Annotated in this window: 14 protein-coding genes; 2 read left to right on the forward strand and 12 right to left on the reverse strand. The window is 50.0% G+C overall.

Annotated elements, in window-relative coordinates:
• Positions 1 to 6: 6 nt before the first annotated feature.
• The 12 genes from mgrA to V8F51_RS11885 all read right to left on the reverse strand — a co-directional run bounded on the left by mgrA (position 7) and on the right by V8F51_RS11885 (position 12,944).
• The gene (gene mgrA, locus V8F51_RS11830) at positions 7 to 1,002 is read right to left on the reverse strand and encodes an L-glyceraldehyde 3-phosphate reductase (protein WP_337100431.1); all 996 of its coding nucleotides are present in this window, start codon (positions 1,000 to 1,002) and stop codon (positions 7 to 9) included.
• 31 nt (positions 1,003 to 1,033) lie between these two features.
• Positions 1,034 to 1,888, reverse strand: coding sequence for a carbohydrate ABC transporter permease (locus V8F51_RS11835; protein WP_442956420.1), 855 nt, complete (start codon positions 1,886 to 1,888; stop codon positions 1,034 to 1,036).
• Between the two features lie 3 nt (positions 1,889 to 1,891).
• Positions 1,892 to 2,803 (reverse strand): carbohydrate ABC transporter permease, encoded by a 912-nt coding sequence (locus V8F51_RS11840; RefSeq protein WP_337100432.1) that lies wholly within the window; start codon positions 2,801 to 2,803, stop codon positions 1,892 to 1,894.
• A gap of 30 nt (positions 2,804 to 2,833) precedes the next feature.
• Positions 2,834 to 4,168 carry an ABC transporter substrate-binding protein gene (locus V8F51_RS11845; RefSeq protein WP_337100433.1) on the reverse strand — a complete coding sequence of 445 codons (1,335 nt, stop codon included), beginning with the start codon at positions 4,166 to 4,168 and terminating at the stop codon, positions 2,834 to 2,836.
• Positions 4,169 to 4,388: 220 nt separating this feature from the next.
• Complete coding sequence (locus V8F51_RS11850; RefSeq protein WP_337100435.1) at positions 4,389 to 5,561, reverse strand: hypothetical protein; 1,173 nt, start codon at positions 5,559 to 5,561, stop codon at positions 4,389 to 4,391.
• The gene (locus tag V8F51_RS11855) at positions 5,548 to 6,126 is read right to left on the reverse strand and encodes a GNAT family N-acetyltransferase (RefSeq protein ID WP_337100436.1); all 579 of its coding nucleotides are present in this window, start codon (positions 6,124 to 6,126) and stop codon (positions 5,548 to 5,550) included. The genes V8F51_RS11850 and V8F51_RS11855 overlap by 14 nt, the downstream gene beginning before the upstream one ends.
• Positions 6,127 to 6,203: 77 nt before the next feature.
• Complete coding sequence (locus tag V8F51_RS11860; RefSeq protein WP_337100437.1) at positions 6,204 to 6,986, reverse strand: SDR family oxidoreductase; 783 nt, start codon at positions 6,984 to 6,986, stop codon at positions 6,204 to 6,206.
• Between the two features lie 146 nt (positions 6,987 to 7,132).
• Positions 7,133 to 8,035 (reverse strand): DMT family transporter, encoded by a 903-nt coding sequence (locus V8F51_RS11865; protein WP_337100438.1) that lies wholly within the window; start codon positions 8,033 to 8,035, stop codon positions 7,133 to 7,135.
• 310 nt (positions 8,036 to 8,345) lie between these two features.
• Complete coding sequence (locus V8F51_RS11870; protein WP_337100439.1) at positions 8,346 to 9,065, reverse strand: ABC transporter permease; 720 nt, start codon at positions 9,063 to 9,065, stop codon at positions 8,346 to 8,348.
• Entirely contained in the window at positions 9,062 to 9,907 is an 846-nt protein-coding gene (locus V8F51_RS11875; protein ID WP_337100440.1) for an ABC transporter ATP-binding protein, read from the reverse strand. The genes V8F51_RS11870 and V8F51_RS11875 overlap by 4 nt, the downstream gene beginning before the upstream one ends.
• Positions 9,908 to 10,051: 144 nt before the next feature.
• Complete coding sequence (locus V8F51_RS11880; RefSeq protein ID WP_337100441.1) at positions 10,052 to 11,098, reverse strand: LytTR family transcriptional regulator DNA-binding domain-containing protein; 1,047 nt, start codon at positions 11,096 to 11,098, stop codon at positions 10,052 to 10,054.
• A 100-nt stretch (positions 11,099 to 11,198) separates the two neighbouring features.
• Positions 11,199 to 12,944: an ABC transporter ATP-binding protein gene (locus tag V8F51_RS11885; RefSeq protein ID WP_337100443.1), complete on the reverse strand. Its 1,746-nt coding sequence runs from the start codon at positions 12,942 to 12,944 to the stop codon at positions 11,199 to 11,201.
• A 191-nt stretch (positions 12,945 to 13,135) separates the two neighbouring features.
• Here V8F51_RS11885 and V8F51_RS11890 point away from each other — a divergent pair, with 191 nt between their 5' ends.
• Positions 13,136 to 14,566: an ABC transporter permease gene (locus tag V8F51_RS11890; protein ID WP_442956421.1), complete on the forward strand. Its 1,431-nt coding sequence runs from the start codon at positions 13,136 to 13,138 to the stop codon at positions 14,564 to 14,566.
• A gap of 14 nt (positions 14,567 to 14,580) precedes the next feature.
• Positions 14,581 to 16,089, forward strand: coding sequence for an ABC transporter permease (locus tag V8F51_RS11895; RefSeq protein WP_337100444.1), 1,509 nt, complete (start codon positions 14,581 to 14,583; stop codon positions 16,087 to 16,089).
• Positions 16,090 to 16,187 lie beyond the last annotated feature (98 nt).

Here is a 16,187-nt window from a genome sequence, read left to right on the forward strand (position 1 = left end):
TCGTATTTATTGCAAAATCCGTTCTATCGCCGACAGCTCGCCCTCTTCGAATTGCAAATGATTCAGCGCGCCTATATTGTCCTCTATCTGCTCGATGCGGCTGGCGCCTATCAGGACCGATGCCACTTGCTTCTGACGCAATACCCATGCAAGCGCCAGCTGCGCAAGCGTCTGACCGCGTTCCGCTGCGATCTCGTTCAATCGCTTGATTCGGTTCAGCTTCTCTTCCGTAATGTCCTTCGTATTCAGGAACGGACTGTTGCTGCTCGCAGCTCGCGAATCCACCGGTATGCCGCCCAAATAACGGCTCGTCAACATGCCTTGCGCCAGCGGACTAAACGCGATGCAGCCTGCGCCGCCATCCTCAAGCGCGTCCAGTAAGCCGTCCTCGACCCAGCGGTTCATCATCGAGTACGTCGCCTGATGGATCAACATCGGCGTGCCCAGCCGCTTTAATATTGCGATTGCCTCGCGGGTTTGTTCCGCATTGTAGTTGGAGATGCCTACATACAACGCCTTGCCTTGCCGGACGATCTGGTCCAGCGCCCCCATCGTTTCTTCGAGCGGAGTTTCCGGATCAGGCCGGTGCGAATAGAAAATGTCGACATAGTCCAGTCCCATGCGGGTTAAGCTTTGATCCAAGCTCGAAATAAGATTTTTGCGCGAGCCCCATTCGCCATAGGGACCAGGCCACATATAATAGCCCGCTTTGGTGGATACGATCAGCTCGTCGCGATAGGACTTCAGCTCCCGGCTAATCACTTTGCCGAACGTTTCTTCAGCGGAGCCAGCCGACGGCCCGTAGTTGTTGGCAAGATCGAAATGCGTAATGCCGAGATCAAAGGAACGGAGCATCATCGCCTTAGCGTTCGCATATACGTCCACGTCTCCGAAGTTATGCCACATTCCGAGCGATACGGCCGGCAGTTTAAGTCCTGAATGGCCGCAGCGGTTGTAACGCATCGTCTCATATCGTTGCTCACTCGCCTGATAATGGCTCATGGTTTATTCCTCCGTTTATAAGTGAGATGAATTATCCTTTAAGGCCTGTCGTACTAATCCCGTCTACGATATAGCGTTGGAAGATAAAGAATACGAGCACGATCGGGATCAACGACAGCACGGACATCGCGAACATCGCGCCCCAATCCGTCTTCATCGTCGGATCGGAGAAGTTTTTGATCGCCAGCGACACGGTAGCCAGCTTCGGCGAATTAAGATACAGCAACGGACTGAAGAAATCGTCCCACGTCCAATAAAATTTGAAAATAGCGGTTGTAATAAGCGGCGGCGTCAACAGCGGTACGATAACCAAGGCAAATATCCGGTATTTGCCGCAGCCATCGATGACTGCCGCTTCGTCCAGCTCTTTCGGAATGCCCCTCATAAACTGAATAATCAGAAATATGAAGAAAGCACCTCCGAAAAACGATGGCACGATGAGCGGTAGGAAGGTGTTAATCCAGCCCATCTTATGGAATAAAATATATTGCGGAATCATCAGCACTTCACCCGGCAGCATCATCGTCAGCATCATGCAGGCGAACCAGAAGGGCGCGAATTTGAACCGAATTCTCGCAAACCCGTATGCGACAAGCGCCGATGACAGGACCGTCCCGATGACGGACAATATCGTAATGACGAACGAGTTTTTGAAAAACACGGCAAACGATATGCCCGCGAACCCCTTGAACCCGTTCACGTAATTATCGAAGCTCCATTCCGAAGGAATAAGCTGATGCGAATTGACGAAAATGTCCGTCGTATCCTTAAGCGAGCTGGATACCATCCACAGCATAGGATACAGCATAAGAAGCGCCAGCAGCGTTACCGCAAGATGCAGAATCGCGCTTCTAATCCGGTGCATCGTTCGTACGTACGATGTCATGGCTTAATCCCCTTTCGACTCGTAGTACACCCAATGCTTGGATGTCGTAAATACGATGGCGGTAAAGATGGCAATGACCATTAACAGCACCCAAGCCATGGCCGAGCCGTAGCCCATCTCGTAATATCGAAACGATTTTTCGTATAAATAGAGAACATAAAACAACGTTTTGTCGAACGGCCCGCCGCCCGTTATAATCATGCCTTCCGTAAACACTTTAAACCCATTAATAATACCCATGATTAAGTTAAACAGGAGGACTGGCGTTAACAACGGCAGCGTAATGGACTTAGTCCTTTGCAGCCAGCCTGCGCCGTCCACCTCGGACGCTTCGTACAGCTCCTTCGGTATTTGCTTCAATCCGGCTAGAAAGATCAGCATGGCGGAGCCGAACTGCCACACCGACAATATGATCAGGGAAGGGAGCGCCGTAGAAGGATGCGTAATCCAGGAGATTTTGTCCGTAATGCCGAACGCGCTCTCCAGGAAGGAGTTTAGCGCCCCGTTTAATCCGAACAAATGACGCCACATGACCGCCACCGCAACGCTGCCTCCTATGAGCGTCGGCAAGTAGTACGCTGATCGGAAGAAGCTGAGAAATCTCAGCTTCTGATTCAGTACAATGGCCACGATCAGTGCAAAGGCGAGGCGCAGCGGTATGGCCGCGAACACGAAGGCAAGCGTCGCTTTCACCGAAAGCCAATATCGGTTATCCTGCGTAAACATTTCTTTGAAGTTGGCAAACCCTACCCATTCCGGCGATGACAAAATGTCGTACCGAGTAAAGGCAAGATATAGCGACGCACCGATTGGGATGACCGAAAAGATAAGGAACCCGAACAACCAGGGCAATATAAAGAGATATCCCGCCGTATTGTCCGATGACCATATCGACTTGTTGCCTACACCTCGCATGCTTTGTCACCTCCTGGCAATCGTAATTATTTATTTGGCTTTAGCAAGCGCCGCATTGGCTTCCTCTCTGAACTTGGCGGCACCTGCTTCCGGCGTAATTTGCTCATAGAAAATTTCCGAAGCGACGTTGGTGAACAGCTTCCCGATCTCCGTGCCCGCTACCGGCGTAGGCGGATCGATCTCGGACGAATGCTCCTCGACCATCTGCAGATAAGCGGATACCCGCTTCTGCGTCTCCGAGAACGTAGACTGCATCTCTTCTACGAGGTTCGGATGGTAAGGCATGCCGAAGTAAGCATTCAGCGACTTGGCCGCATCGATATTGTTGGTGAAAAACTCGATAAACAGCGCCGCTTCCTTCGGGTGCTTCGATTCCTTCCATATCCCATGGAAAAATGACGGCTTCATATACATGCCCTTGCCGTCGCCCGAGCCCGGGTACATGGCCATTCCAACCGCCTTGCCCAGCTGCGTTTCCATAATATCGGCATGGTTGCTCCAGTAAGAGTAACCGCCGTAAGCGGATTCGCCTTTCGGGAACGGACCGTCCTCGAGTCCGCGAATCTCAAGCTCGACGCTGATCGGACTAATCAGCTTGTCCTTCTGCCATCTCAGTTGCTGCTCCATGAACGCCACGAACAGCTGGTCATCCTCATAACCGAGCGCTGTCTGATCGGCATTATACAGCTTCTTGTCATGCTGTCTCAGCCATACCTCGAAGTGCTCGCGCGCCAGATGCGTATCGCCGTAGATGCCTAATTTGTCTTTGAATGTGCGCAAGTCCGCTTCGTATTGCTCCCAAGTATAATCGGGACCTGGAGCTTGAACCCCTGCTTCGGCAAGCTTATCGGGATCGTAGAACATCACCAGTGCGTTATTGCCGATATTGATGCCATACGTCACGCCGTCGATCATGCCGCCCTTCATATTGACCTCGGCTACGCCTTCCATATTGATCGTTTGGTCTTTGATATAATCGTCCAGCGGCATAAGCAGACCTTTATTCACGTAGTTTTTGATTTGCGCGTAGTCGACGCGGATAATGTCGGGCAAGCTGTTGGATGCCGCCTGCACATTGATCTTGTCGTTATAGGCATCGCCGGCATAATATTCCGCTTCTATCTTGATGTGAGGGTACGCTTTTTGAAACAGTTCAATAACGGCATTGTTTTTGTCGATCGTAAGCTGCGAGCCTGCCCAATACGACATTCGGAGCGTAACGTCTTCCGGTGTTCCTTCTTCCTTCGAGCCGTCGTTCGCATTCGGCGCCGACGTCGCTTGTCCGCCTTCCTTGCCATTGCCGTTCTGCGAACAGCCGGCAAGAACTAGAGTAAGCGACATAGCGAGCAGAGCTAGCAGCTTCATTGCTTTCCTCAAGACAATCCCCTCCATGCTTTCGTTTACAGGGCCGGTATAGCTCTACCGGCTTCTCTGCTCTCTCATTGTACCTAGCCTGCTTCATACGGATAACCGAAAAAGCAGAGACATTAGGTAGAATTTTCAGTGCTGACGAAATAGGTGATACAAAAACACCCCGCAAGCGGCACTTGATCGTGTCCGACATTGCGGGGTGTTCAACCATCTATCACTTTCTCAGCTTTCTGAGCCTGAGAATGCCAATCGGAAGAAGGATAAGTGCCGAAATCGAAAGCAATGAAAAATATTGTTTCAAAGTAACGCTATTACCCTCGAATAAGTAAAGCGAAATCGCATAACCGAGCGGCAAAACCTGAATGATAGCTAGCGACGTAGCGACCACATTTAAGATTTTGGACTCTTTTTCCGATGATATGGAGCCCTTCACTCTCTCTAAATCCTCTAGCATTTTTCTGTTTTTCTCATATGTATTCATAAGAACATCGACTTTAAATGATTCCGATACTTTATCGGCGAACGTCTGGGCAATATCATACCTGAACTTGCGAATATCCCATAGCGGCATAGTAGCAGCAAACAGCTCGTACAGCTTGAGTATGTCTTGCAGCGAAATTTCCTTTTGTGCATTTAGTTTTTCAATGATGATCTTATTTACACAGCCGATAGCCGTAATTTGCAATACAACTAATTCCATAATAAAGACCATAAGACATTCTACATAAAGCCTATCAACAAAGTTCTCAGGGTAGTCGTGCATCACATACAGCAAGCTTGAAGGCGACAGATACGCCTCGTAAATCGAGTACTGAGCCACATTCTGTTGCAGCAATCTCTCGATATCCGGAGAGGCGATTCTCATCGCCGCATCTTCATGATAGGACTCCGCTGCCAGCAAGTAGGGAGCGACCGGCTCGACCAGCTTCGAAACGCAGGAGGCCGAATACGCCTTGCCCATCGTTACGAAACCGTATGCTTCCTTTACCCAATCGATGAATAACGTCTCGTTGCCATCTACTAGCACGATTAATTCATTGCGCGAAGCCTGATCGAGCAGGAAAGTATGATTGACTTCCACATCGGATATGACAATCGTAAGCAGATGAATGTTTGCCCGCTTATAAGTCGTAACGACTAGAAAAGCATCTTGATTGCCATTTATACTCGGTGATTCTCGGTTGTCGTCTTTACAAACAAGCGTGATTCTGCCAAGCAATGTCCTATTAATATTTTCGAAAATGCCAGTGTCAAATTCATAGCGGGCCGTTTTTTCAAGCTCCTCGATATATTTTTGACCCTCTTCATCATGCACATTGGATAACCATTTCTGTTCGCTTTGCGTGCATGAAATAAACAAATACAAATCCGATTTATATTGTTCCATCTGTTTCCCCCGCAGCCATTGAATAAAACGTCTCGTCAATAATCAACTCATGCAATGAAATGCCGCTCTTAATCTCTTTGAGCGGAGCGAACCTAAGCTTGCCTAGAAATCTTTCCCCCGGCTTCGAGACCGATATAGCAAGGATGGAATCAATATGTATATTATCCTTCTGCTTCTTTAGCATATAGCTGTAGAACCCTTGAATGATTTTTCCTGAATGCCCTTGATTCTGATAGTCGGGATGAATCGCCACCGATATCATAAAAAGCTTGTAGCGCTCCCCAGGGGTATACCTTTCTATCATGGAACCGGGGATGTCGGAATCGTACATCCGATCAGAACGAACGATTTTTTCATATAGTTCAGCTTTTATAGGGAACAGGCATAAATACCCAATTATTTTATCATCATCGTATAAAAGAATAAACATATCCCTGTTCGCCCTAAAACGTTCAGATACTTCCTCATACGTTCCTCGAAAATCTGAAGCGTACACTAACTCATCTATCGCCAATATATCTTGAATTAATTTACGATCAACATCATGAATATCGCGCAATTGCATCCGGATAATTCCTCCAATGCTTAACACCAAGTTTTTACCCGTATTATACCACTATTTGCAAAATGACTTCTTGCTTTCTACAGCAGCGTTTCCGCCCCGTCTATGAACACTTCCGTCCCCGAAATATGGCTGGATTGCGCCGAAGCGAGGAACAGAATCAGATCAGCTACCTGCTCGGGTTGGCCAGGACCGTGCTCAAGCGGCTGATTTCCCTCTGGGTATTCGACGGGAATGCTGATCTTATCGACCTGCTTCGTGCGATCCGTATTTTCTCCGATATTCGTTTCGATCGCTCCCGGACAAATAACGTTGACGCGGATTTTGTAGCGGGCCAGCTCCAGTGCGGCCATCTTGGCAAAGGCGACTTGCCCCGCTTTGGATGCGCTGTAGGCCGACATGCCGAATCCGGAGAACTTCCGGCTTCCGTTGATGGAGCTCGTAATAATGATGCTGCCGCCGGACTTCTTCATATGCGGTACTGCGTATTTGACGGTCAAGAACGTACCTTTCAGATTGGTCGACAAGGTCTCGTCCCATGCCTCCGGCGTTAAGTCCTCGATCGGAGCAAGCGTGCCGTTGATCCCTGCATTGGCGAATACGATGTCGATCCGTCCGAAACGCTCGATCACTGCCTGCACCGCTTGCTGCACCCGCAGCGGGTCCGATACGTCCACGTCCACGAATAAAGATTGTCCTCCCATATCGTGAATCGCCTGCTCTGCCTCTTCAGTCCGATTGTTATTCAGATCGAACAGGCATATATTTGCCCCGTTCCGAGCCAAATGAAGCGCCGCTGCACGGCCTATTCCCGAACCCGCACCCGTAATAACCGCTACTTTATCCTTCAATAACTCGCTCATACCCGCAGCCTCCTTGGATAACCGAATATGAACCGTTATACCCTTCTTTAGATCGTTATAAACCGATTCCATGCTTTACCGCAAAAATAGCCTCCTGGGTCCGATCACGTAATTCGAGCTATATCATAATGGAATACATTGTTCAGTTATTCCGTGTTCGCTGGGGCCTGCTGCAGCCCCTTGACGCTTCTGCGCGGTAACGGGAAATTGAGCAATAGGATCCCCGCTACAAATATGAACGTACCACTAATCAAGTAAAGAGTGATCGGCTCTTGGAAAAATAAATAGGACCACACTAACGCGAAAAGGACGGTACAGTTGCCGATAATGGCGACGACTGTGAACGGGACACGCTTGATAGCTTCCGCGAACCAGTAAAAGCTGAGGCCCGTAATGATGCCAAGCAGCACCAAAGCCCCCCAAGCCCAAATCGTTACCGGACCGATAAATCCTTGAGATTGGATCGGAATCGGAGTAGTAACGATTAATGTGCTTAGGAAGAAAACAGACAAGTTCATGTTGCCGTTATCCATCTTATCCAGCAGCATTCGCTGGCTTAATACGTGAACGGCAGCCCCGATCCCGGCAAGCGCGAACAGAAGCGACGTTAGACCGCTGCCCTGCACTAGCTCGTCAAGCGGTGTTCCGTTCCAGCCGACAACAGCAACGCCCACGACGCAAAACGCAGCGGCAATCCAGCCGCGCGTCGTTATCTTTTCCTTGAACAACAGCCCGGCCGCAAACAGGAGAACGACAGTCTGAACAGGTTGAACGAGAATATTACCGTAGGAATATCCGATTTTTAATGCGATATTTTCAAAAACATAGTTAGCCGCTTTCCCGAATGCGCCTATCCAAATCCACTTCATCCCGATGCGGAGTTGAATTTTGCCGTCCCGAATAAACAGATAGAGGCCAAGAAAAAGCACACCGAAAAAAAAGCGCGCAAACGAAATAATCGAACTGTCCACCATTGTCGACGCTGTCTTGACAAGTACACCGACAAAGCTCCATGCTAACGTCGCCAGCAGCAGCAGAATATAACCCACGAAGGTTCAACTTCTTTCATTAATTTATGTCGAGCCCAGGACGCTTTCATACACCTAGATTAACAGACTTAGTTTATTGGGTAAACTATGTTTCCATAAAAAAAGCCTGACGGAAGGCTCGGCCTCCCATTCAGGCTAAATGCTTTCAATCGCAATTAATCGAAAAGACCGAAGATCCCGTCAGGCAGCCACAGCTTTCTTACAACCAGGCATACAGCGAGCAGGACAACGCCCATAATGATATTTTTGGTCCATTTATTCATCGAAACTCCTCCATCTCCGTTATTATTGGCCTAGCGCCGTCGCAGCTTTACTTATCGAACCGTCTTTTCCCATACACGAGGAAGCATAACGCCACCGATATAAGCGTCCATACGATCAAGTTTGTCAAATTGCCTAGAATCGGAGAAAGTCCGCCCTCCTGATGAAGCTCAGTTACCGCCAGCACGAATTGATGCGAGGGCAGCAAGTTAATGATGTTCATCAAGGCTGGCATATCCAGATCGGGAACAAAAATAGGTCCGAAAATAAAGAGCAGCAGCAGAGGAAGGCCGACGATGGAGGATTCCGATGCCGTTCGCGCGATAAGGCCGATAACCGTACCCAAAGCCATAAAGATAAGAAGCAATAAAATAGCCAACACCGTCAAGTAAGCGTAATTGACGTGAGGTACGCCGGATATGGCCAAGCACGCTGCGATTACAAGAATTGCAAATAAGGTGGTCGTCGCGCTTTTGCCCGCAAGCACCTCAAGTTTCGTAGCCGGCGACAGCATTAGCGAACGCAGCGTATTTTTCTCTTTCTCTTCCGCGATCATATTCGCTTGAACGAAAGCTCCGGTAATGGATATGGCAACCAGTATAGGAACAGAGATAAACGAAAGGTCGCTCGGGTCAGCTCCTTTCTGGTTGAATAATAAGGCAATCAAAATAGGCATGCCCGCGTTCAATAAAATTTGCGGATTCCGAACCGCGTCCTTCCATTCTTTCTTGACGATCGCTTTGAATCGGCGCATGGAGAACCCCGTCATTCCAGTCCCCTCCCCGTCAATCTCACGAAAATATCGCCTAGCGTAGGCTCATTGGAATGGATGGCCAGCAGCTCTCCGCCGTTCATTAAGTTCCGTACATAATCCGCACTCGCTTCGTTTGGTTGAATAACCTGCTTCCCCTTCCGGGTCGTCACGGTAATGGAGCGATCGCCGTACTGCAGTCGCAATGCCTGCGGGGTGTCGAGGGCGGAAATTTCACCATTGTTCAGAAAAGCAACGCGGTGACAAAGGTCTTCGGCCTCCTGCATATTGTGCGTGGTCAAAAAAATGGTCGTCCCCCGGCGGTTCATTTCGCGCAGCGTTTCCTGAATGCGGGCGCTATTCACCGGGTCCAAAGCGGACGTGGGCTCATCCAGAAAAAGAATGTCCGGCTCGTGCAGGATCGTCCTTGCGAGCGTAACCCTCTGCTTCATTCCTTTGGACAGCCGCCCGACCAGCGTATGCATGTCTTCGGTTAGATTAACCGATTCTAGGACGGCTTCAATTCTTTGGTCCGCGACGCCATATAACCGGCAAAACAACAAAAGATTGTCATACACGCTAAGTCGCTCGTACAGACCGCTGTTATCCGTAAGTACGCCGATTTTACCCAGAAACGGCGACTGACGATTTCGTCCGGGATCGCTTCCAAGCACGTTCACCCGCCCCGATGTGTACAGCAGCTGAGAGGTGAGAATTTTCACCGTTGTCGTCTTCCCCGAGCCGCTTGGACCGAGAAATCCGAATATTTCGCCCCGTTGAACGCGAAAGCTGATTTTCTTCAGGGCTTGCTTCTTTTTGTAAAGCTTCTCGAGTTGTTCAACCTCAATAATGGATTGCATGACAATTACACCTTCCCTTGAGACGCGTAGCCTGTAAGCTCCATTCCAGATTAAGCGTAAAGCGGCGCGACAGCCTCAAATTCACTGCGAAAAGAGCTATTCGCCAGCCGAACGACGCCATTCGCGGGATGAACGGAACCAACTTCATAACCCTACGATCGTCTTCAGCTCCTCGAATTTCCCCTTCGACAACGGAATTCGCGACTTGCGATCATCGCTCAGAACCAAGCTATAACTGTTGCGGCTCCACACGATCAACTCCGTTAACCGATCGAGATTGACGATATAGGAACGGTGACAGCGATAGAATCGAAACGGCCTTAATTTATCCTCTAATTCAGCCAGCGTCCAGGCACAAGGAAAACTGCCTTCCTTCGTATGTACGCAGGTGATGCCCTCGTTGCTTTCGATATAATGAATTTCCCGGGGATCGATGAACACGTACTTATCTTCGGTTTTCACCATCAGCTTAGCTAGCCTCAAGGCCTGGTCGGAAAGCTCGCTGCTGTTAAACGTCTCAGGCTCCCCGTCGTCAACGTCTGCATTCGTCTCAATCGTTTCCGTTTGCTCAGGTACGCTAACCGGAACGAGCCCGCTTCCCGTCAGCCGAAAGATCGTATTTGAAATCGAATGCGCTTGCTCCAACGTCGCGCACGTAACGAGAATCGCCTTGTCCCTGCGGATGAGCTCGTCTATCAACCTCCTGACGATGATGCAGCTCTCCAGATCGAGATTCTGTTCCGGATCTTCCCATACGATAATGGCAGGATCATGAACAACGCTTCGTACAAAGCTAAGCAGCCGCTTCTCCGAATAACTAAGCTTGGATATTCGTTCATGGGCTTTGCCCGCCAATCCGATTATGCTAAGCAGCTCCGCCAGCGAGGCTTGAACTTCATGCAGCTCTGCCCAAAAGGAAAGGTATTCTCTCACCTTCAGCCGTTCGTATAATCCTTCGTCCAACGTACAGAACCCGACTTGCTTGACAGCTACCGAGCCCTCCAGAGCTAACCGCTCCCCTTGATAAGAGATCGGATATTCCGATGATACACGCTCTCCTCTCATGGACCGGATGAATGTACGGCCACTATCGGGATTGCACTGTATAACGACGCATTGTCCAGAGACGAGCTCGATGACATCCGTTCGACCATCCTTGTTTAAGGCCTTATTATTGTCTAATTCATCCATGTAAATCGCCTCCTGCTCACCCAATTTCTATATCGATATATACGAAAAGCCTGACGGTAAGGTTCACACCTTCCTGTCAGGCTTTTTCATTCATTCATCGTTATCTTATATTAGCGGCAGCCATGGCTACCCAATGACCAGGAGTTACTTCAACGAATTCGGAGTGTTCCAATCCATACGGGTCGGCCTTGCTTGCCTCGTTGTTCGTTACGCGTTTCTTAAGCGCCTCCACCTTCGGATCGGGAACAGGAATGGCGGCAAGCAGCGATTTCGTGTAATCATGCAGCGGATTGCTGTACAGCTCCTCGCTTTCGGCCAACTCGACGATCTTGCCCTTGTACATAACCGCAACGCGGTCGCTTATATGCTTCACCATCGACAAATCATGGGCAATGAACAGATAGGTAAGCCCGAGCCGCTGCTGCAGCTCCTCAAGCAGCTTCACGATTTGCGCTTGTATCGATACGTCCAGCGCGGACAACGGCTCGTCGCAGACGATAAATTCCGGCTCGACCGCAAGCGTTCTGGCAATGCCGATCCGCTGCCGCTGGCCGCCGGAGAACTCATGCGGATACCGCATCGCGTGCGAAGCTTGCAGACCGACAAGCTCCAGAAGCTCCTCGACGCGCCGCAGCCGCTCGCTCTTCGACGTCGCGATGCCATGCACATCGAGCGCTTCGCCGATAATATCGACAATGCGCAACCGCGGATTTAGCGAAGCATACGGATCCTGGAAGATCATCCCCATATGGCTCCGTATCTTCTTCATCTCGCCGCGGTTCAATTGCTGGAGCGGAATGCCTCGGAACAGCACCTCTCCTCCCGTCGCTTCATTTAATCGAAGAATGGTGCGTCCCGTGGTGGACTTGCCGCTGCCTGATTCCCCGACCAACCCAAGCGTCTCCCCTGCATGGATGTCGAACGATATATTGTTAACGGCTTTAATCAGTTGCCCTTTACCTAGATCGAAATGCTGTCTAAGCGATCGAACCTGCAGCAGAGGAACGCCCTCCTCGCGCTTAACGGCGCTTGATACAGCCTTCGGCTTTTTCTTCTCATCCAAACGAGGCAGCGCATTAAGCAGCTTAATCGTATACGGATGTTGCGGATCTGCGAAAATTTGCTCCGTCGTTCCCGTCTCTACGATTTCTCCATCCTTCATCACGACAACCCGATCGCACATCCCTGCCACGACGCCCAAGTCATGCGTGATGAGAATAATCGATGTGCCGAGCTGCTGCTGAAGATCCTTCATCTGGTTAAGGATTTGCGCTTGAATCGTTACATCGAGCGCCGTTGTCGGCTCGTCCGCAATAAGCAGCGAAGGACGGCATGCCAACGCGATCGCAATCATGACCCGTTGGCGCATGCCGCCGGAGAACTCATGCGGATATTGACTGTACCGCGTCTCGCTATTCGGTATGCCTACCATGCGCAGCATGGCGATCGCTTCGGCTTTCGCTTCCGCTTTATTCAGCTTGCGATGCTTAACGAGGCTTTCCTCGATCTGCTTGCCGATACGCATTGTCGGATTGAGTGAAGACATCGGGTCCTGAAAGATCATGCCGATGTCGCGCCCGCGAATCTCTTCCATTTCCTTATCGGTTTTGAAAGCGAGATTCTGGCCCTCAAACAATATTTCTCCGTTTTTGACCATGGCCGGAGGCGACGGCAACAGCCGCATAATCGAACGCGCAGTAACGCTCTTGCCGCTGCCCGATTCGCCTACGATGCCCAGCGTTTCGCCCTTGCGCAGCTCGAAGCTTACTCGGCGCACCGCCTCTACTTCACGTTCATGAGCAAAAAACGAAACCGATAAATCTTTCACTTGTAACAATGTATCCATATAAGCACCTGCTATTCTGTAAAATTCAGCTGTGTAAATGATGCGTCATTTATCTTCTTTAGGTATAATAACAAGGAACTTTAACCAACTATAACTTTATTGACATTTCATAGCCGTTAAAATAAAATCTACTATATCGATCGGAATAATTCAATTTAAAATTTTTGTTAGATGAAAGGGAGCGGAATAGCTTGACAGGGCACGCAACTTCAACAAGTAATGGCTATACGGCTCGCATAGCAGCCATCTACCGTAAGATGCTTCTTCATAAAACATATGGATTTCTGCTGCTGCTTGCCGGTTTGCCAGTGTCCATCGTTGTCTACTTTATACATCTAGCACGCAAAGCGCAAGACGGCCAGAAGGCTCTAATAGAAGAAAATCGCAAGCTCCTGCTTGAGAGCGGCGCCAGAGAGAAGCTGCTGAAGGAAGCAACGGAGCAATTGCGCCGCAAACACGCCTTTTTTGGTCAAACCGTCACCGAAGAGCATACGCGCCGGGAAGCGGAACGTATAGCCTCCGATAAGTTCGATGAGAAGCTCCACGACCGGCTTGAAGGATTGCGGATTCACACCTATACCTTAGCGGATACTTATGAGTCGCTTGCCGCTAATCCTGTATTTATGGCGCTATCAGTCATTGTTGGCTTTCCTATGTATGTGCTGATGGCCATTTATGCAAGCCCTTATGTCAAGTACGTAGCAGAACGGCTCGTGATGGCAGCTCTCGTCATTCTTGGCGTATCGTTTCTCGTATTTACGATCCTTTATATTTCGCCGATGAATCCGGCTGCCAATCTGCTAGGCGAGACGGCTACCGCCGAACAGATCGCCAATTTCAATCATTTATATGGACTGGATCAGCCTTATCTTGTGCAGTTATGGAACAATTTAAAGGGCATACTAACTTTTGATCTGGGCAAGTCATTTGCCGGGAATGAATCCGTGACGACGGCGATTGCGAACAAGTTTCCCGTTACGCTTACGCTGACGACAATCTCAACCCTGATTGCGGTGCTTATTGCTCTTCCGATCGGCATCATATCGGCAACGCGTTCGAATTCCTTTTTTGATTATACCTTTATGTTCATCGCTCTGCTTGGCTTATCCATTCCGAACTTCTGGCAGGGACTTATCTTTATCTTGAACTTTTCGATCAAGCTTTCCTGGCTGCCTGCAACGTATAATCCCGACAATTGGTTATCTTCCATTATGCCGATTGTCGTGCTCGGTACCGGCCTAACCGCTGCCGTCGCAAGAATGACCCGTTCATCGACGCTTGAGGTCATTCACGAGGATTATATAACGACAGCCAAAGCCAAAGGACTGGGCCGCGGACATGTGCTATGGAAGCATGCCGTTGGCAATGCGCTCATACCGATTCTTACGATTGTCGGCTTGCAATACGGCGCCCTGCTCGGCGGCGCGGCCGTAACCGAGAAAGTATTCAACATTAACGGGATCGGCAGCTACATTGTCGACAAGCAGTTTATTCCCGATATACCGGCCATTATGGGAGGCGTAATCTACACCGCGATTACCATATCGATCGTCAACGTTATCGTCGACCTGCTGTATGCTTTTTTTGACCCTAGAATCCGCTCCAAGATGAAACAATACTAAAGCAGGTGCTACTCTTGAAAAATAACGCCATTAACAACCATGAAGCGCGGTTCCGACTTAAGTCGAGCTCCGAATATAGTCATGCCAGCTTTTCCGCTATCGTCTCAGCTGCACTGGGCGCCGCCTTGCTGTTCGCCAGCTATGTGCCAGCCCAAGGCGCGTTCAACCCTTTGCCGTTCTTCGGCGGCATCGCCTGGATCGTCTTTGCCTTTCTCCAAACATTGGTATGGGCGATCATCCGAAGAAATTTATTGAAGACCGGCGAGATCAAGAACACGACCAGGCGGCTTGGCTACGTGCTGCTGCTAAGCCTTCTAACCGCTAACGTATTCATTGCGACATCGGCTTTCGGACTTATCAGACGGAGAAAAAACGCCGCGTACACGCTCGCCGTATACACGCTTCTCACGACATTGTTCGTTTTTGCCGTATCCGCCTTGAACGTATTCAAGCCCTTCGTGGCTAACGGATATTTACTTGGCATGACGCTGCTCATCATTATTGCGGTGGTGCAGCTGGTTTCCTTGCTGCTCGTAGCCAAGTACGCAGACCATGCTGTCCTCCCCGGGTGGATGGGTCTCGTTGCAGGCATTCTCATTGTCACATCAGCGACCGGCAACTTGTTCGCGCTCTTCCTTGGCCTGCTGCTCATCGCGAGACTTCGGGACAAGAATTATACTTCCGGCTCAAGACTCGCCGAAGTGATCGACAAGCTGTCGCGAAGCTCCACCTCTATGCTTGGACTGCTGTTTATCGTCTTTCTGCTAACGATCGCCATAACGAGCTATCTGACATTCGATTACGGCATGGCGATTGAAAATAACTATAGCCTGATCTTGCACGCTCCCGACCTGGCCTACCCGCTCGGTACGGACAATTTCGGCAGAGATTTGTTCTCGCGCATTATTTTTGGAGCACGGATCTCGCTTGTCGTCGGTCTGCTCTCCACCCTTATTCCGCTGCTAATCGGCGGCGCGCTTGGCGCAATCTCCGGTTACTATGGAAGACGCACGGACAATATCATTATGCGATTGCTCGATGTCCTGTATGCCATTCCCGGCATTCTGCTCGCCATCGCGATTATTGCGGCATTCGGGGCAAGCACCGCCAATCTGATTCTGGCGCTTAGCGTCGGTGCCATACCGACCTACGCAAGGACAATGAGAGCGAATGTCATGCTCGTATCGACGCTTGAATATGTGCAGGCGGCACGCGCTTTCGGAGTCGGCGACGGTAAAATCCTGTTCAAGCATATCGTTCCGAATTCGATAGCGCCCATGATAGTCAAAGCAACGCTGACGATCGGCACCGCCGTCATCTCGACAAGCAGCTTGAGCTACTTGGGTCTAGGCGTTGAGCCGCATATTCCGGAATGGGGCAACATCCTGAAGCTGGGAAGCGCCTATTTGGAGACACACTCGTTCACGGCGATCTACCCGGGACTCGCGATTATCGCGCTTGTGCTTTCCTTTAACTTTCTGGGAGACGGGCTGCGCGATGCGCTCGATCCGAAGCTGGATTAACACGGTAGGTCAATCAACCTTGGTAACCTCATTCATATTCCTACGGCCTCTACGTTTCGAAACGATGCATGGACGATACATGAATGTGAGTTAATATA

It is taken from the genome of Paenibacillus sp. YIM B09110 (assembly GCF_037167145.1).
Taxonomy (GTDB): Bacteria; Bacillota; Bacilli; order Paenibacillales; family Paenibacillaceae; genus Pristimantibacillus.